Below are 18,048 nucleotides of genomic sequence, written 5' to 3'. Positions count from 1 at the left end.
CCCCTGGGCTTCAAGGTTTCGCGTCAAGCCTTAAAGCGGTAGCTGGCAGGCATCGGTTCATCGTTCGACCATTAGCCCCTATAGCTTTGCGTCTTGCGTTTTCACGCAGTTTGCTTTTCTCATGTTCGGTATGCGGTTAGGTTACATTAGGTATATAGTCCTGATACTTTTATATCACGAGCCTTGCACGCTGTCTACACGCCATCGCGGTAACGGGTACATGCAATAGTTGGTAATTATGTTACGACTACCCTTCCGCGTCCAACTGCGCCAAATAAGCGCCGTACGCCTCGGGCGTATTCAGATTGAAGAAAACCGCGGCTTCTTCGGGCGAAACGTCGATCTCGCACGCGTCGAGCTCGCCGAGCAGCTTCATGACGCGAAGATCGCCGGCCGCCAGCGCCCGTTCGATTCGCGCCGCGGCGCGCGTATGGTAGAGCGCGTGGAAGGGCTGCCGCGGCGCGAATACGACGTCGGGCCCCGCGGCGCCGCTCCGCTCCCGACCGGCGACGGCCGCTTCCATCCGGCGCAGCAGCGGCGCGGACAGCACGGGCATATCGCAGGCCATCACGAACGCATAGCCAGGCGGCAGGCTGGAGAGCCCGGCATGCAGACCGGCAAGCGGGCCGCTCCCCGGGTAGACGTCCCGAACGTAGCGCACCTGTCGGGCGACCGGGCTATGCCGCAACAAGTCTCGATAGGCCGCCTCGCGCCTTTCGTCCGCGACGGATATCGCGATCGGGTCGCGCGCTTCCCTCGCCATTCCTTCCGCTAGCCGGAGGAGCAGCGGCTTGCCGCCAATCAAGAGCGCCGCTTTATCCGTTCCCATCCGCGAGCTGAGGCCCCCTGCCAGAATCAGTCCGCTCCCGCCGCTACTCTTCTCGTTCATCCCCCATCGCCCCCCTTTTGCCATTCATGCACACATCCCGCCTTCGCATATGCATACAAGGAAAGGGGGAGTTGCCAATGTCCGACCATGCTTCTCGTTCCGACGCGTCCCCGGACGCGCCGAGCCGATCCAACCTTGCCATCGCGCGAACGGAACGTTATAGCGCGCGCAACTATCATCCGCTGCCAATCGTGATATCCGAAGCCGAAGGCGCCTGGGTGACCGATCCCGAGGGCAACCGGTATCTCGATATGCTCAGCGCCTATTCGGCCTTGAACGCCGGCCACCGCCACCCGCGCATCATCGCCGCGCTGAAGGCGCAGGCCGATCTCGTCACGCTGACCTCGCGCGCCTTCCATAGCGAGCCGTTCGCGGACTTGTGCGAGCAGCTGGCCGTCTACACCGGCAAACCGCTCGCGCTTATCATGAATAGCGGCGCGGAGGCGGTGGAGACCGCGCTGAAGGCCGCCCGCCGCTGGGCCTACCGAGTGAAAGGCGTGCCGGACGGCACGGCGGAAATCATCGTCTGCGACGGCAATTTCCACGGGCGGACGATCACGGTCACTTCCTTCTCCGCAACCCCCGAATACCAAGCGCATTTCGGCCCGTTCACGCCGGGCTTCAAGCTGGTCCCTTACGGGGATGCCGGAGCGATCGAGCGCGCCATCGGGCCGAATACGGCCGCCGTGCTGATCGAGCCGATCCAGGGCGAGTCCGGCATCGTCATTCCGCCGGATGGCTACCTGCGGGCGGTGCGCGACGTCTGTACGCGTGAGCGGACGCTCTTGATCGCCGACGAGATTCAGACCGGCTTCGGCCGCACCGGCCGCCGGTTCGCGTGCGATCACGAAGACGTGGAGCCCGACTTGATCGTCCTGGGCAAAGCGCTCGGCGGCGGGGTGCTTCCCGTCTCCGCCGTCGTCGGCGGTCCCGACACGCTCGGGCTGTTCGAGCCCGGCTCGCACGGCTCCACCTTCGGCGGCAATCCGCTCGCCTGCGCGGTGGCGCTCGCCGCGCTGGCCGTCACCGAAGAGGACCGACTGGCGGAGCGATCGCGGTCGCTCGGCGCCTATATGCTCGAGCGGCTCTCCGCCATCGCGCACCCCGACATCGCGCAGGTACGCGGCCGCGGCCTGTTCATCGGTCTGGAGCTGCGCGTGCCGGCCCGACCGTATTGCGAGCGGCTCATGGCGCTCGGCCTGCTGTGCAAGGAGACGCACGAGCATACGATTCGCTTCGCCCCGCCGCTGACGGTCAGCCGGGAGGATCTGGCCCTGGCGATTGCCAAAGTCGAGCAGGTCTTCGCCGCGAACGCCGATGCCGCGGACGACGGCGAGCCGGCATAAGCGCGGCGCAACCCCCGTCTTAAGCTTACCGCTATCGCGGTCGGCTCCGCTAGCAGAAAAGGTACGGCCGACTGGCCGTACCTTTTCCTATCATTAGCCTTTCGCCGGATCGAACGAGCTCTTCAGCGACACGATGCGGTTGAAGACGATGCCGTCTTCGCCCGACAACTTCGGATCGACGTTGAAATAGCCGTGGCGGAAGAATTGGAATTTGTCCCGGCCTTGCGCTTCCTTCATGTTCGGTTCGACGAACCCTTCCAGCACCTCGAGCGAGTTCGGGTTCAGACGCTCCAGGAACGGACGGTCGTCGTTCTCGCCGTCGATCAGCAGCGGCTCGAACAGGCGGAATTGCGCCGGAATCGCCTGCGAAGCCTCCACCCAGTGGATCGTCCCTTTGACCTTGCGGCCCGCGAAGCCCGATCCGCTCTTCGTCTCCGGATCATACGTGCAGCGCAGCTCGACGACGTTGCCGTCCTCATCCTTGATGACTTCCTGGCACGTAATGAAATACGCGTGCTTCAGACGCACCTCGTTGCCCGGGAACAGACGGAAATACTTCGCCGGCGGATTCTCCATGAAGTCGTCGCGCTCGATGTAGATTTCGCTGGAGAACGGAATTTGGCGCGTGCCCATCTCTTCGTTCTCGGCGTTGTTCTCGGCCTCGAGCATCTCGACTTGGCCCTCCGGATAGTTCGTGATGACCACCTTCAGCGGCTGCAGCACCGCCATCGTGCGCAGCGTCTTCAGCTTCAGATCTTCGCGGATGAAATGCTCCAGCATCCGCTCGTCCACGACGCTGTACGCCCGCGCCACGCCGATCTCGCGGCAGAACGCGCGGATCGCTTCCGCCGTGAAGCCTTTGCGGCGCAGACCGCTGACCGTCGGCATGCGCGGATCGTCCCAGCCGTCCACGACGCCCTCGTCGACGAGCGATTTCAGATACCGTTTGCTCATGATCGTATTCGTCACGTTCAGCCGCGCGAATTCGTACTGATGCGGCGTCGATTCCATCTCGCATTCCTGGATCGCCCAGTCGTACAGCGGCCGATGGTCCTCGAATTCCAGCGTACAGATCGAATGCGTCACGCCTTCGATCGCGTCGCCGAGCGGATGCGCATAGTCGTACATCGGGTAGATGCACCACGCGTCGCCCGTGCGGTGATGATGGGCGTGCGCGATCCGGTACAGCACCGGGTCGCGAAGGTTGATGTTCGGCGACGCCATGTCGATCTTCGCGCGAAGCACGCGCTCGCCGTCCTTGAACTCGCCGGCGCGCATGCGGGCGAACAGGTCGAGATTCTCTTCCGCGCTCCGGTCGCGGAACGGGCTGTTCTTGCCCGGCTCGGTCAGCGTGCCGCGGGATTCGCGGATTTGCTCCGCCGACAGATCGCACACGTACGCTTTGCCTTTCTTGATCAGCAGCAGCGCGCGCTCGTACATTTCCTCGAAATAATCGGAGGCGAACCGCAGCTCATCCCATTCGAAACCGAGCCAGCGCACGTCCTCCTGGATCGCGTTCACGTATTCGGTATCTTCCTTGACCGGGTTCGTGTCGTCGAACCGCAAGTTCGTCCGTCCCTTATATTCATCGGCGAGCTCGAAGTTCAGGCAGATGGATTTGGCATGCCCGATATGCAGGTAGCCGTTCGGCTCCGGCGGGAAACGGGTCACGATCTCGCTTACCTTGCCGGACTTCAAGTCGGCTTCGACGATGTTCTTGATAAAATTCGAAGATGATGTCTTGTTCTCCACAGCGACCAATCCTTCCGGCGTAAATTTCTATCCTACTATAATACACAATTTTCCGGGAGATTATAAATAGGGAGTTCCGCGAATGACGGAAAAGCCGGCTTCCCTCTCCGGCATAAGGCGTATTCGCACACGCCGCGCGTCCGTCCCGGGACCGATTGACGCTAATCATTTTAGGAATATATAATTAGGTTACCTAAGTAAATAACACAACGATAGAAGAGGGCTCTTGCCGAGACAACCTCCCGGCGTTCACCTTCTATCCACGCAAAGGAACGATGTCCATGAACACCGAGAATGACGCCGACGCCCTCGCCCTCATCCGGGCCTTCCGGCAGCTGCGCCATATCAATTGGCGCGGCCAGCACGCCATCGAGGGCTATACGCCCGGCGAGACGATGCTGCTGTTCTGCGTCCGGCGCAGCCAACAGGACAACCCGCGGGGGCTGAAGCCGTCCGAGATCAGTCAGCATATGCGAATCGCCACGCCTTCGGTGACGCAGCTGGTCAATTTGCTCGTGGCGCGCGGCGCGTTGGCGCGCGCCGCCGACCCGACCGACCGCCGGGCCGTCCGCATTACGCTGACCGGCGAAGGCGAGCGCGTGACCGAGCTCGCCCATCAAGCGATGCGCCAAGGACTCGAGGGGCTCATGCAGCATCTCGGCCACGATCGCGCGCGGCTGCTTGTCGATTTGCTCGAAGACGTCTTCCAGTACTACAGCGCGCAAGCCGCGGCAGATACGGACGCTCCCTTCTGCGAAAGCGGCGCTCCAGATCCCAAACCATCCGAATGAAGGTGAACCCAGCGCCATGTTGAAGCTATTCCGTTTCATGAAGCCGTACCGCACGGCCGTTATTTTCACGCTCGTCCTCGTGTTTCTCCAGACCTTGTCCGACCTCTATCTCCCGACGCTGATGTCCGATATTGTCGACGATGGCGTCGTCCCCGGCGATACGGGCTACATCTGGCGAATCGGCGCCCTCATGCTCGTGATCGCCGCGCTCGGCGGCGTCTGCGCGGTCGGCGCCAGCTATCTGTCGGCCAAGTCCGCCGGCGCCTTCGGCCGCGATCTGCGCAGCCGCGTCTTCGCGCACGTCGAGCAGTTCTCGTTGAACGAATTCGACAAAATCGGCACCGCTTCGCTCATCACGCGGACGACGAACGATATTACGCAGGTGCAGATGGTGCTGACGATGCTGATGCGCGTCATGGTCATGGCCCCGCTCATGTGCATCGGCGGCATCATTATGGCGATGTCCAAGGACGTGAAGCTGTCCCTCGTCATCATCGCCGTCGTGCCGGTGCTGGCGATCATCATCCTCCTCGTCGTCATGCGCAGCATTCCGCTGTTCAAATCGATGCAGACGAAGATCGATAAGCTGAACCTCGTGCTCCGCGAGAACCTGACCGGCATCCGCGTCATCCGCTCCTTCAACCGCACCCGGCACGAACAGGGGCGGTTCAACGCGGCGAACGAGGATTTGACCCAGACTTCCATCGCGGTCAACCGGCTGATGGCCGGCCTGATGCCGGTCATGATGCTCGTCATGAACCTCGCCAGCATCGCGATCATCTGGTACGGCGGCAAGCGCATCGAGGCGGGGGGCATCGCCGTCGGCGACCTGATCGCCTTCATTCAATATGCATGGCAGATCATGTTCGCCCTCATCTTCGCCTCGATGATGTTCGTCATGGTCCCGCGGGCATCGGCATCTGCCGCGCGCATCCAAGAAGTACTCGACATGCAGCCGGCGATTCAGGACGCGGACGCGCCGCAGCCCATGCCAGCGCGGGCCGGCTCGGTCGTGTTCGACAACGTGACCTTCTACTACCCCGGCGCCGAAGTGCCGGCGCTCTCGAACATCTCGTTCACGGCCGAGCCCGGCAAGGCCACGGCGATCATCGGCGGCACCGGCTCCGGCAAATCGACGCTGATCCACCTGATCCCGCGCTTCTATGACGCGTCCGAAGGCGCCGTGCGGATCGGGAACGAGGACGTGCGCCGCGCCTCGCAAGAGCAGCTGCGAGATTCGATCGGCCTCGTGCCGCAGAAGGCGCTGCTCTTCACGGGCACGATCGCGGAGAACATCCGCTTCGGCAAGGAAGATGCCACGGACGAGGAGATCCGCCATGCGGCCGCCGTCGCCCAAGCGACCGACTTCATCGGCTCCATGCCGGAAGGCTACGATTCGATCCTCGCCCAAGGCGGAACGAACGTCTCCGGCGGTCAGAAGCAGCGGCTCTCCATCGCCCGCGCGCTCGTCCGGCGGCCGTCCATCTATCTGTTCGACGACAGCTTCTCGGCGCTCGACTTCAAGACGGACGCGAAGCTGCGGGCCGCGCTGAAGACCGAGACGGCGGATGCGACGCTGATCATCGTCGCGCAGCGGGTCAGCACCGTCATGGACGCCGACCAAATTATCGTGCTCGAAGAGGGCAAGATCGCCGGCATCGGCACGCACCGCGAGCTGCTCGCGAATAGCGAAGTTTACCGCGAGATCGTTATGTCGCAGCTGTCCGAGGAGGAGATCGCATGAGTGACCAACAACGCGGCGCAGGCAAACCCGGCCAAGGCGGCATGGGGCCCGGAAGCTTCGGCTTCGGCCCGGGCCGCGGCGGTCCGGCCGGCATGGGCATGCCGGTCCAGAAAGCGAAGAACTTCAAGGAGACGCTCCGCCGCCTGATCGGCTACTTGAAGCCGTATCGCGGCAAACTTCTGGTCGTCTTCCTGACGGCCGTGCTCAGCACCGTATTCTCCATACTCGGCCCGAAGATCATGGGCGAGGCGACGACCGAGCTGTTCGAGGGCTTGATGGGCAAAATCAACGGCGTGCCCGGATCGGCCGTGGACTACGGCTATATCGCCGATATTCTGCTCGTGCTGGCCGTCCTGTACGTCATTAGCGCTTTGTTTGGCTACATTCAGCAGTACGTGATGGCCGGCGTCGCCCAGCGGACGGTCGCCAGCTTGCGCAAGGACGTCAACGAGAAGCTCGAGCGCTTGCCGCTCAAATTCTACGACTCCCGCACGCACGGCGAAATTCTGAGCCGGGCCGTGAACGACGTCGACAACATTAGCAGTACGCTGCAGCAGAGCTTGACGCAGTTCATCACCTCGATCGTCACCCTCGTCGGCGTCGTCGTCATGATGCTGACGATCAGCCCGCTGCTGACGCTGATCACCATCGTGACGCTGCCGCTCAGTTTCATCGCGATCAAGGCGATCGCCGGCAAGTCGCAGACGTATTTCAAGGACCAGCAAGCTTCGCTCGGCGAGCTGAACGGGCACGTCGAGGAAATGTACACCGGCCATCCGGTCGTCAAGGCGTTCGGGTACGAGCGCAAGTCCGTCGCCAAATTCGACGGCGTGAACGAGCGGCTGTACCAGTCCGGCTGGCGGGCGCAGTTCGTCTCCGGCATGATCATGCCGATCATGGGCGTCATCGGCAATATCGGCTACGTGCTCGTCAGCGTCGCCGGCGGTTTGCTCGTGCTGCATCAACGGATTACGATCGGCGACGTGCAGGCGTTCATCTCGTATTCGCGCCAGTTCGCGCAGCCGATTACGCAGACGGCCCAGATCGCCAATATTATTCAATCGACGATCGCCTCGGCCGAGCGGGTATTCGAACTGCTCGACGAGACGGAAGAGGTGCCGGAAGCGGCCAATGCCCTTGCCGTCGCTTCGCCTGGCGCTTCGGCGGGCACCGCATTCGCCCCCAAGGGCAACGTACGGTTCGAACACGTGAAGTTCGGCTACAACGAAGACGCGCCGCTCATCGCGGACATGAACATCGACGTCAGCTCCGGTCAGACGATCGCCATCGTGGGTCCCACCGGCGCAGGCAAAACGACGCTCATCAATCTGCTCATGCGGTTCTATGAATTGAACGGCGGACGCATCACGATCGACGGCACCGATATTACGGAGCTGAAGCGCGGCGACCTGCGCAGCCTATTCGGCATGGTGCTGCAGGACACGTGGCTGTTCAACGGGACGATCCGCGACAATATCGCCTACGGTCGGGCCGGCGCGACCGAAGAGGACGTCGTGCGGGCGGCGCGAGCCGCCTATGCCGACCACTTCATCCGCACGCTGCCGGAAGGCTATGATACCGTGTTGAACGAAGAGGCTTCCAACATCTCGCAGGGCCAGAAGCAGCTGCTGACGATTGCCCGGGCAATACTCGCCGATCCGGCCATCCTCATCCTCGACGAAGCGACGAGCAGCGTCGACACCCGGACCGAGGCGCACATCCAGCGGGCGATGAACACGCTCATGGAAGGGCGCACCAGCTTCGTCATCGCGCACCGGCTCTCGACGATCCGGGAAGCCGACCTGATACTGGTCATGAACCAAGGCGCGGTCATCGAACAAGGCTCGCATGAAGAGCTGCTCGCGCAGGGCGGCTTCTATGCCGATCTGTATCAGAGCCAGTTCAGCGGAAGGCGGCAAGCGACGATCGACGCCGTGTAATCCCGCCGCATCGGAACACGCACCGCCCAGCTCCCCCGTTCGCCTGCCAGGCGCGACGGGGGAGTTTTTTCATGGTCCGTCGCATTTCAACCTCCCTCACAACGCGCTCGCATCCCACTCCGCCTATCCGCGAACGGTTGACGGGAGGTCGTTTCGGCAAGATATACATTCTCCCCGCCTCTTCGCGGACCGCCGTTTTCGACGTTTACCAATTATTATCCAGGCATTTTTTCACAATTGGGTCTAACGGCACCCTGCAAAATTTGTCGAATCGGATATGATGGGTATAAGATCCCCATAATATGGATATGCAAAAGGACAAGCGTACACCATCGATAGGGAAGCCAGCAAAACAACGCTTGAATGGGATGGAGTGGTGGAGTGTGATGTCCAGCATGAGAAGAATCAACTGGGGTTTGCTTGCCGCGATCGGATTCTCGGCAGCCGTGTGGGCGCTTGTAATCGTGCTGATCGGCAAGCTGTAGGCCGGCACGAAGGCAGGGGTCTTGAGGCGAAACGGCAGGGACGCCTTAGGGACGGCCTTAGAGGCGTCCGCTCGTTTCATTGCCTCGAATGCAAGAGGAGGATGCAGGCAAGCCGTATCCCTTCTTGTATGTCACAAAATAAGCGGCCCTTGGAGGAGCAGCGGGAACGATTCGTTCCGCTATCCCCCAAGGGCCGCTTTGTCATTCGATTACTTACTCGGAAATAACGCCCGCCGAGATCAGGAATACGCCGACAACCAGAATCGGCGCGATATACCTTAGCGTGAACCGCCACACTCTGTACCAGCCTGGCGTCAGGTCCGCTTCTTCATAGGCGCCCTTCCATACCCAGCCGGCGAAGATCGTGACGATCAGGCCGCCGAGCGGAAGCAGCACGTTCGAGGAGAGGAAGTCCATCCAATCGAAGAACGACTTGCCCCCGAAATTCAGGAAGTCCACGGCGCCTCCCGCCGAAGCCGCCGAAGGCAGGCCGACGAGGAACGCGATAATGCCCGTCACCCAAACCGCTTTGGTACGACTCGTCTTCCACTTCTCCATCACGAAAGCCACCGCAACCTCCAGCAGCGACACGGCCGAGGTGAGCGCCGCGACCGCCAGCAGGATGAAGAACAAGCCGCCGAACCAAGCGCCGAAAGGCATCGCCGAGAACGCCACCGGCAGCACGACGAATACCAAGCCGGCTCCCTGCGTTGGTTCCAGATTGAAGGCGAAGGTCGTCGGGAAGATGATCAGTCCCGCCAAGAAGGCGTACAACAGGTCGCCGAGACCGACCGCGAGCGCCGCTCCGCTAAGCGACTGCTTCTTGTTGACATAAGCGCCGTACGTGATCATGACCCCCATCCCGAGCGACAGGGAGAAGAAGGCATGTCCCAGCGCGACGAGAATGGCGGTCGGCGACAGCTTGCTGAAGTCCGGGTCGAGGAAGAAGCTTACGCCCTCCGCGGCGCCCTCCAGCGTCAGCGAGCGGATGACGAGAATAATGAGCAGCGCGACCAGGCCGGGAATGAGGATCTTGTTGAATCGCTCGATACCCGAGGAGATGCCCACCGCGACGACCCATGCCGTCAGCAGCACGACGATGAACTGCCAGAACACCGGCAGCGAACCGCTGATGAAATTGCCGAACGTCGCGCCGAAGTCATTCGACGCGAACAGTTGGCCGGTAAAGGACAGGTACGCATAATGAAGCGTCCAGCCGGCCACGACCGCATAGTAGGAGAAAATCATGAAGGAGCCGAAGATCGAAATAAATCCGAAGCCGCCCCATGCCTTCTTGCCGGAGAGACGCACCATCGACGAGGACGCGCTGCCGCGCCCGCCGCGGCCGACGGCCATCTCCGCCAGCAAGACCGGAAGTCCCACGACGATCAAACAAATAATAAAGACGAGAAAAAATGCCGCACCGCCATACTTGCCGGTAATGTACGGGAATTTCCACATGTTGCCGAGACCGACCGCACTGCCGATCGCCGCCATGATGAACCCCCAGCGCGAGAACTGGTCAGCCTTGCTGCCCTGCCCTTCGCTACCGGCGCCATTCGTATTGCCAGAATTAACGTTCATTCGATGCCTCACCTCTTCTGCAGAATCTATGTTGTAGTATTACCCAAGGCAAAGCATGTCAATGCCAAGACGCAACTTGACCTATGGTAAAACAGCTCTTAGAAGAAATCAAGCAAATTCGTTTGACTTCTCGGAATGATGCGTTCAAGCCGCGATGCCGCCTCGTCGGCCCCCGTTAACTTCCCGTCTTGCAGCAGCCGCTCCGGCCGCTGGTAGCCCATGAGCAGTGCCGTCAGCGTCCCGATGCCGCAGGACAGCTCCGCGCCGGCTTCACCCGATCCGCCGGAACCAGACCGCCGGAGCGACCAAAGTCCCGCCTCGTCGGCCTCCAGCCGCCAATGACCATCGTTCCAAGGCGCATGCTCGTCGCGAATGAAGAGCGTGATCGGCTCGCCGTCCGACGCCCCCTCCGGCACGCGAAGCCGAAGCTGCTCGACGAAGGCCGGAGCGTCGACGATGCGCCCCATGAAATACGGCACGATCTCTTGACCGATGCGCGGATTCGGCAGCAGGTACGGCAAATTGTCGTCCATCGGCGCTTCGAGCGTCACCTTATCGATCATCGAGTCGTGATTCGCGACGAAGGTCCATAGCGCCTGACGCGCCGTTTCGTCCAGGTAGACCATTTCGTTGATGTTGAACGCGCGCTCCGCAATCTCGTACAGGATATAGCCCGCCGCCTGCCCGGCCTCGTTCTTGTAGACCGCCGCCAGCTTCTTCTTCCGCCTGAAGACGGAATCCTGCCACCATGCCTCCGTGCGGACCAGCGTCCCGTTATACCGCGCCGCATATCGCTCATACACCTTGTTCAACTCCGCGATATCGCCTTCCGTCCGCTCGACCTGGCCGGCTGTCGCAACCCTACGCGGAAGGAGCGCGGTTGCGACCGTGTATTTCTTGTAGTCCACGTACAGCTCCCATCCGTATTTTCGGTAGAAGGGGAACGCGAACGGCGCCAGGCAGGAAATCGTCTGGCCGGCTTCCCGCATCACCTTCAGCGCGTGAAGGAGGAGCTCGTTCACATGCCCCTTGCGGCGCTGTTCCGGCCACGTGGACACCGCCGCGATGCCGCCCATCCGCAGCTGGCGTCCGTATAAATAGAGCTCGAACGGAATGATGCGGAGCTGCGCCTCTAGATCGGTCCCGTTAAACACGCCCCAAACCGTCTCCGGCTTGAATTTCTCCCGCATCTCTTCCCGCCGTTCCGGGGTCGGATGGATTTGGAATGCGTATTGCGCCAGCGCCATGGACGATTCGAACTCTTCGCTTGTCAACTGCCGGATCGGCATGATTTACACACCTCTTTCGCTGCTTGGAAGCAGGGATTTTATGACAGACCTCTCTAAAAGCATACTACAGCCGCCCGCTCCGTAGAAGACAAGCCGCAAGGGGAAACGAATAGCGCCGTCTTAAGGCGACAGCCGTTTCATGACAGAGAAGTACAAGAGGATGGATGCGCATGAAATAAAGCGGATTGGCTTGCGTTCACGGTCGTAAACCGGGGATGCAGCACGCGGCGCATAAATTCTTGTACTTGCACAAAGTCCGGCTGCCAAGCCCGGCGCCAGGCCGAGACCGTCTCCCTTCCCGCGACCGATGGCCGGCCGCATCGTCTTCGCTATACTAGAGCTATCACGCCCCCGAAAGGAGCGGATCGGCATGCGCAACCGCGCTTTGCTTGTCATGAATATGCAGCGGGATTACATCGGCGTGAACGCGCGCATGCCAGTCGAACCCAGTCAAACGCCCGGGCTGCTGGAGCACGTCAACGCGCTCGTCGACGACTTCGCGCAGGAGGGCTCGGACATCCTCTACGTCATGAACGAGTTCTCGTCCTATGATATCATCGGCAACGCCTTCCGGCGGCAGGCCGCCCTCGCCGGCTCGCCCGGCGCGGCGCTCGATGCGCGCGTGCGGATCGCGAGCGGCCTCCGCTTCGCCAAACGGCAGGGCGATGCCTTCTCCAATCCGGCGCTCGCCGGCTACTTGGCGGCGTCCGGCATCTCCGAGCTCGTGATCGCCGGCGTATTCGCCGAAGGCAGCGTCTACCGGACCGCCAAGGAAGCGCTGCGGCGAGGCTTCCTCGTCACGATTCCTTCCCCGGCCGTCGGCAGCCGGGATGAACGCCGCCGCGCCCGCGCGCTCGCGCATCTGCCGCGGATCGGCGCCGCCGTCGCGGACGATCTGCCGTGACGAACGCACCGCTCCAGATAAGACAATAACCCCTTCGATCGCACGACGGAGCCGTCGATCGAAGGGGTCTGCTATTAGCGAATATATATTGCCGGACTAGGCCTCTTCGCCTAGTCTCGTTCGTAGATCGATCCTGTCCGGCTCGCGTACAGCTCCCCATATACCTTCTCGGCATAGGCGTCCGTCATCCCCGCGATGTAGTCCGCCACCATTCTCGGCCACGGCCACACGTCCTGCTGCCGCTCGTAGCTCTCGATCCAATCCGGCGGAATAATGAGCCGTCCGGTCGTCTCGTCCTTGAAGCTCTCCCACAGCCGCTGGAGCAGAATCTCGCTGCGCTTCTGCAGCCGCTGCACGCGGAAGTCCTTGATAAGCGTCACCCAGGCGAGCTTCTTCAGAATTTCCATCGTCCGCAGCAGCTCGAGGTCCTGTTCGCCGTCGCGCACGAACGTCACCTTCTTCCAGCCCGCGGCCGGATCGTCGATGATGCCGACCCGCGCGGCGAACTGGCTCACCCAGCGCGCCTTCATCTCGCGGCGAGCGCGGGAGGTCTCCCGGCCGCACGCGTTGTAGATCGCTTCCCATTGCTCCAGATAGAGCGTGAACACCTGGCGCACCATGCCCGCGATGTCGACTTGGTCCCACCCCACCGCGGAATTGCCTTGGTCTTCGACGATCTCCTGCACGGTGTGGGCCACGAGGCGGTCATCCTCGAAGAAACTGCGGTTCATTTGGATTTTGCCGGCGCGGATGCCGTCCTCGATGTCATGGGTCGAATAAGCGATGTCGTCGCACAGGTCCATCAGCTGCGCCTCGAGCGTCGCGCATCCTTTCGGCATCTGCCACTGCTCGCGCAAATATTCGATCCCGTCCACCCATTCCATCGGGTAGACGCCTTTCATCCGGCCCGGTTCGCCGAGGCTGAACGGGTATTTGTTGATCCCCAGCAGCACGGCGCTCGTCAGATCCAGGCCGCTGTCGCTGCCCGCGCGTTTCTCGAGAAACATCAGGATGCGGTAGTTCTGCGCGTTGCCTTCGTAGTTCAGCCCGTAGTCGGCCGCCAGCAGCCGGTGCAGCACTTCCTCGCCCTTATGCCCGAACGGCGGATGGCCGAGGTCGTGGGCGAGCGACGCGCATTCGACGACTTCCGGCTCGATGACCAGTCCCGGATGCTCGCGCAGCGCGAGGAACGGCTCGGTCTTGTTGAGACGCCGTCCCACCTCGCGCGCGATCTGCGACACCTCGAGCGAGTGCGTCAGCCGCGTCCGGTAATAATCGCCCGTCCCCGCCCCGAACACCTGCGATTTGCCCTGCAGCCGCCGGAAGGCGGGGGACTGGATCAGTCTGGCGTAGTCTTTCTCGTATTCGTCGCGATTTTCGCTGGAAAATGCATTTTCGGTATCGAACAAACGCAGTTTGCGTACGTTCATGGGCATCCCTCTCCTTCCCCGGTGCACGGTCTTCGATAGCAGGCGTTACAAAGCGATGCCGAGCTCCTTGCAGGCCGATTGCAGCCGCGCCTTCAGCGCCTCCCGCATGGATGGCTCGGCGAATGCCGCGTCCAGACTGTTCCGGACGGTGGCGGCAATCTCTTCGATCGTCAGGCCGCAGTGGGCCATCAGCATGGCGTATTCCTTCGTCAACGTCGTATCCGACACGGTCCGGTTATCCGTATTGACCGTCACCTTCAGCCCTTCGCGCAAATAATCGCGCAGCGGATACGCCGCCCAGCCCGCGACGGCCTTCGTCTGCATGTTGCTGATCGGGCACATTTCCAGCGGAACGCCCCGCTCCCGGACGAGCTCGAACACCCGGTCGTCTTCCCGCAGCCGAACGCCGTGGCCGAGCCGCGCGGCGCCGAGATGGAGGACCGCTTCCTCGATGTTGGCCGCGCCAGCCGCTTCGCCGGCATGGATCGTCACCGGCATCCCGCTCTCGCGCGCCGGACGGAACAGCTCGCGGAACAACGAAGCCGGATACCCCGCTTCGTCCCCGGCCAGATCGACCGCGACGACGCCTTGGCCTTGGAAGCGCAGCGCCGCCGCGACGACCTCCCGGTTCACGTCTTCCGCTTCGTGGCGCATGTTAATGACGATCAGCCCCGCCGCGACGCCGTAGCGCTCTTCGCCGCGCTTCAGCCCGCGCAGCGCCGCCGCGATCGCCTCTTCGTGGGTCAGCCCTTCGTTCGTGTGCAGATGAGGACCGAACCGAACCTCGATATAAATGACGTTCTCCGCCGCGGCCTGCTCGGCCAGCTCGAAGGCGATCCGCTCGATCGACTCGGCGTCCTGCATGAAGCGAAGCACGAATTGAAATTTGCTTAAGTATTCGACGAGATTCTCGCACTCGTCCGTCACCCGCATATACGGCAGAAGCCCCTCCGCGGTATCCGCGGGGAGCTGAATGCCTTTCCGGGCCGCCAGATCGAGTATCGTCTCCGGCTTCACGCTTCCATCCAAGTGCACGTGGAGGTCAGCCTTCGGTAATGCAGCCAATTGATGTTTCGCCTTGTCGTTGAGAACCATGTCAACTTACCTCCCACTAGAGACCATGCTTATTGTATCTTATTCTCGCAGAAGTAACATGGTCATGCAAGAGCGACGGTTGGCGGAGGAAAAAATATTTCGCGCGTCTTGCGTCGACGATCGCGCGAGTTCAATAACCGACAATTCAGCACCGAGAAGGTGGCCGAGTTACTTCTTGATCTGCTTCTTGATCTGCTTCGTGATCAATTGTCGACCGCTTACAGCAGCTTCTCGATCGAGGCCTTCATGCTGGCCGGCACGACGCTCGGCTCGAACCGTTCCACCACGTTGCCTTCGCGGTCGACGAGGAACTTCGTGAAGTTCCATTTGATCGAGTTGTCGGTCATCCAGTCCGGCTTGCTCGAGGAGAGGAACGCGTTCATCCGCTCGCCCGCCGGATCGTTCGGGAAGCCCGAGTACGGCGCCGCTTCCGTCAAGTACCCGAACAGCGGGTGCGCGTCTTCGCCGCGTACGTCCGTCTTCGCGAACAGCGGGAACGAGACGCCGTAGTTCACTTTGCAGAACGATTCCACTTCGTCGTTCGTACCCGGTTCTTGGCCGTTGAATTGGTTCGACGGGAAGCCGATGATCTCGAGGCCTTGATCCTTGTACGTCTCGTATAGCTCCTGAAGTCCTTCGTATTGCGGCGTCAGTCCGCATTGGCTCGCCGTGTTGACGACGACGACCACTTTGCCTTTGAAATCCTCCAGGGAGCGGCGCTCGCCTTTAATCGTTTCGGCTTGAAAATCGTATAAGTTCGACATGTTCATGTACCTCCCAAATTGGTTGTCCCTCGGGCGGCGGCGAACGTTCGCTTGCCGCCTTCGAAGGTTGATGCTTCACTAGGCACGGCTAACCGTGTCCGCGAATGCATCGGCCGTTCCGCGTGGAATAGGCCGATGCTTACGGGCGCTTCCTGCCTCTCGAGGCAAGACTTATACGCGTTCCGTCTTGCAGCCCGCAAGTTCGCTGATCGTCCGCGTCAAGGCGTGGAGCTGGTCGCGCAGCTTCACGATCTCTTCCGGCGACAGCCGGGTCTGGCAAAACACGCGCGCCGGCAAATCCTCTACCTTTGCTTTGAGCCCATGCCCTTGCTCGGTCAAACGCACGATGACGCTGCGCTCGTCCTGCGGGTCTCGGGCGCGCAGCACGAGTCCGGCCGCCTCGAGCTTCTTAAGCAGGGGCGTCAGCGTGCCGGAATCCAGATGCAGCCGTTCGCCGAGCGTCTTCACCGGAATTTCGTCCTTCTCCCACAGCACGAGCATGGTCACGTATTGCGTGTAGGTCAGTCCGAGCTCGTCCAGGAACGGACGGTATAGCTTCGTCACCTCGCGCGAGCTCGCGTAGAGGGCGAAACAAAGCTGATTATCGAGAAATAAGAGCGGGTTCGCGTCCATGCTCCCTCCTGTCTGCACATGCTGCTAACGGCTCAATTAGATTTGATACAATTTAATTTTATAGCTGTTATCTTGCATTGTCAATCCTCCGGCCCCGAGCGCAAACGTCTCGCACCACACCATTTTATCCCTTTTCCGCTGGAACCATGCGATATTACGGCCTCATTTACTCCCGCTCTTAACTTTTAATTGGAAAATAGTGTTTACCGCCGCGACCTCGTCTGCTAAACTGGCACAAGACCGATTGTTAACCACGCGATCGAAGATAGGTTAACAATCTATGCATTCACCGAAACTTCACTACGCCAACCAACCTAACGACGAGGAGGCACGCGATCATGACGCGAACGTCAACCCGCCGCGATTGGCTGCGGCTTGCCGACCAGGCGCTGGCCGGGCAGCCGCTGACGCCGGAACAAGGACTCGACGTCCTGCTGGCTCCGGATGACGAAGTGCTGCCGCTGCTTCATGCGGCTTTTGCCGTGCGGAAGCATTATTACGGCAAGAAGGTCAAGCTGAACATGATTATTAACGCCAAAAGCGGCCTCTGCCCGGAGGACTGCGGCTATTGCTCGCAATCGATCGTCTCCACGGCGCCCGTATCCAAGTATTCGCTGCTGGACAAAGAGACGCTGCTCGCCGGCGCGCGGGAAGCGATGAGCCGCCAAGCGGGCACGTATTGCATCGTCGCCTCCGGCAAAGGGCCGACCGAACGCGAGCTGAATCAGGTCATCGAAGCCGTCCAGGAAATCACGGCGACGATGCCGCTCAAAATTTGCGCCTGCCTCGGCTTGCTGAAAGAAGGCCAAGCCAAGCGGCTCGCCGATGCCGGCGTTCACCGCTACAACCATAATGTCAACACGAGCCGCTCCAACTACGCCGCGATTACGACGACCCACACGTATGACCAGCGGACCGAGACGGTGCGGCGCGCCAAGGCCGGCGGCATGTCGGCCTGCTCGGGCGTCATCATCGGGATGGGCGAGACGGACGAGGAGATCGTCGAGATGGCGCACGCGCTGCGCGAGCTGGATGCCGATTCGATTCCGATCAATTTCCTGAACGCCATCCCCGGCACCCCGCTCGCGCATGCCGAACGCACGCCGGCCATGCGCGCGCTCAAGGTGCTCGCGCTCTTCCGCTTCGTCTGCCCGTCCAAGGAAATCCGGGTCGCCGGCGGCCGCGAGGTGAACTTGCGGTCGTTGCAGCCGCTCGCGCTATACGCGGCCAATTCCGTCTTCGTCGGGGACTATCTCACGACCGGCGGCCAAGACGTCGCGGACGACCACCGGATGATCGAGGACCTCGGCTTCGAGATCGAACGTTGCGCCCTCTGATCGTCTCGCGATAACCGGGCGGCGCAAGTTTCTCTAGCCGAATAGCAAATACACAAAGAACGCCT

At 61.5% G+C, this 18,048-nt stretch carries 14 protein-coding genes and 1 riboswitch; of the genes, 6 read left to right on the top strand and 8 right to left on the bottom strand.

The window, feature by feature from the left end; genetic code table 11:
• Positions 1-34 precede the first annotated feature (34 nt).
• A riboswitch (cyclic di-GMP riboswitch) is annotated at positions 35-125 on the bottom strand.
• 122 nt (positions 126-247) lie between these two features.
• The gene (mobA, locus tag BCM02_RS12875; protein ID WP_187434186.1) at positions 248-889 is read right to left on the bottom strand and encodes a molybdenum cofactor guanylyltransferase; all 642 of its coding nucleotides are present in this window, start codon (positions 887-889) and stop codon (positions 248-250) included.
• 77 nt (positions 890-966) lie between these two features.
• Here mobA and rocD point away from each other — a divergent pair, with 77 nt between their 5' ends.
• Positions 967-2,235 (top strand): ornithine--oxo-acid transaminase, encoded by a 1,269-nt coding sequence (gene rocD, locus BCM02_RS12870; protein ID WP_148929500.1) that lies wholly within the window; start codon positions 967-969, stop codon positions 2,233-2,235.
• Between the two features lie 93 nt (positions 2,236-2,328).
• Here the strand turns inward: rocD and BCM02_RS12865 are convergent, their stop codons facing one another.
• On the bottom strand, positions 2,329-3,987 hold the full coding sequence (locus tag BCM02_RS12865) for a glutamine--tRNA ligase/YqeY domain fusion protein (protein WP_148929499.1): 1,659 nt from the start codon (positions 3,985-3,987) through the stop codon (positions 2,329-2,331).
• Positions 3,988-4,268: 281 nt separating this feature from the next.
• On the opposite strand from BCM02_RS12865, the gene BCM02_RS12860 reads away from it, so the two are divergent.
• Genes BCM02_RS12860 through BCM02_RS12850 form a run of 3 tightly spaced genes read left to right on the top strand, consistent with a single transcriptional unit; the run spans position 4,269 to position 8,462 of the window.
• Positions 4,269-4,778, top strand: coding sequence for a MarR family winged helix-turn-helix transcriptional regulator (locus BCM02_RS12860; RefSeq protein ID WP_187434185.1), 510 nt, complete (start codon positions 4,269-4,271; stop codon positions 4,776-4,778).
• Between the two features lie 16 nt (positions 4,779-4,794).
• Positions 4,795-6,522, top strand: a complete 1,728-nt coding sequence (locus tag BCM02_RS12855) for an ABC transporter ATP-binding protein (protein WP_148929497.1) — start codon at positions 4,795-4,797, stop codon at positions 6,520-6,522.
• Positions 6,519-8,462: an ABC transporter ATP-binding protein gene (locus BCM02_RS12850; RefSeq protein ID WP_148929496.1), complete on the top strand. Its 1,944-nt coding sequence runs from the start codon at positions 6,519-6,521 to the stop codon at positions 8,460-8,462. The genes BCM02_RS12855 and BCM02_RS12850 overlap by 4 nt, the downstream gene beginning before the upstream one ends.
• Positions 8,463-9,160: 698 nt before the next feature.
• On the opposite strand, the gene BCM02_RS12845 is transcribed toward BCM02_RS12850, so the two are convergent.
• Together BCM02_RS12845 and BCM02_RS12840 are read right to left on the bottom strand one after the other, a co-directional pair.
• On the bottom strand, positions 9,161-10,531 hold the full coding sequence (locus BCM02_RS12845) for a sodium-dependent transporter (protein ID WP_148929495.1): 1,371 nt from the start codon (positions 10,529-10,531) through the stop codon (positions 9,161-9,163).
• A 98-nt stretch (positions 10,532-10,629) separates the two neighbouring features.
• Positions 10,630-11,820: a GNAT family N-acetyltransferase gene (locus BCM02_RS12840; RefSeq protein WP_148929494.1), complete on the bottom strand. Its 1,191-nt coding sequence runs from the start codon at positions 11,818-11,820 to the stop codon at positions 10,630-10,632.
• 370 nt (positions 11,821-12,190) lie between these two features.
• On the opposite strand from BCM02_RS12840, the gene BCM02_RS12835 reads away from it, so the two are divergent.
• Entirely contained in the window at positions 12,191-12,724 is a 534-nt protein-coding gene (locus tag BCM02_RS12835; protein WP_187434184.1) for a cysteine hydrolase family protein, read from the top strand.
• A gap of 110 nt (positions 12,725-12,834) precedes the next feature.
• Here the strand turns inward: BCM02_RS12835 and BCM02_RS12830 are convergent, their stop codons facing one another.
• The 4 genes from BCM02_RS12830 to BCM02_RS12815 form a co-directional block, all read right to left on the bottom strand.
• Positions 12,835-14,154: a deoxyguanosinetriphosphate triphosphohydrolase family protein gene (locus BCM02_RS12830; protein WP_148929492.1), complete on the bottom strand. Its 1,320-nt coding sequence runs from the start codon at positions 14,152-14,154 to the stop codon at positions 12,835-12,837.
• A 45-nt stretch (positions 14,155-14,199) separates the two neighbouring features.
• On the bottom strand, positions 14,200-15,249 hold the full coding sequence (add, locus tag BCM02_RS12825) for an adenosine deaminase (protein ID WP_148929491.1): 1,050 nt from the start codon (positions 15,247-15,249) through the stop codon (positions 14,200-14,202).
• A gap of 218 nt (positions 15,250-15,467) precedes the next feature.
• The gene (locus BCM02_RS12820; RefSeq protein ID WP_148929490.1) at positions 15,468-16,013 is read right to left on the bottom strand and encodes a glutathione peroxidase; all 546 of its coding nucleotides are present in this window, start codon (positions 16,011-16,013) and stop codon (positions 15,468-15,470) included.
• Positions 16,014-16,184: 171 nt separating this feature from the next.
• Positions 16,185-16,646, bottom strand: a complete 462-nt coding sequence (locus tag BCM02_RS12815; protein ID WP_148929489.1) for a MarR family winged helix-turn-helix transcriptional regulator — start codon at positions 16,644-16,646, stop codon at positions 16,185-16,187.
• A gap of 338 nt (positions 16,647-16,984) precedes the next feature.
• On the opposite strand from BCM02_RS12815, the gene bioB reads away from it, so the two are divergent.
• The gene (bioB, locus tag BCM02_RS12810) at positions 16,985-17,983 is read left to right on the top strand and encodes a biotin synthase BioB (RefSeq protein ID WP_148929488.1); all 999 of its coding nucleotides are present in this window, start codon (positions 16,985-16,987) and stop codon (positions 17,981-17,983) included.
• Positions 17,984-18,048 lie beyond the last annotated feature (65 nt).

Source organism: Paenibacillus methanolicus (genome assembly GCF_008124765.1).
Lineage (GTDB): Bacteria > Bacillota > Bacilli > Paenibacillales > Paenibacillaceae > Paenibacillus_Z > Paenibacillus_Z methanolicus.
The sequence above is the reverse complement of the archived record's forward strand: the minus strand, read 5'-3'. Positions and strand labels throughout refer to the sequence as shown.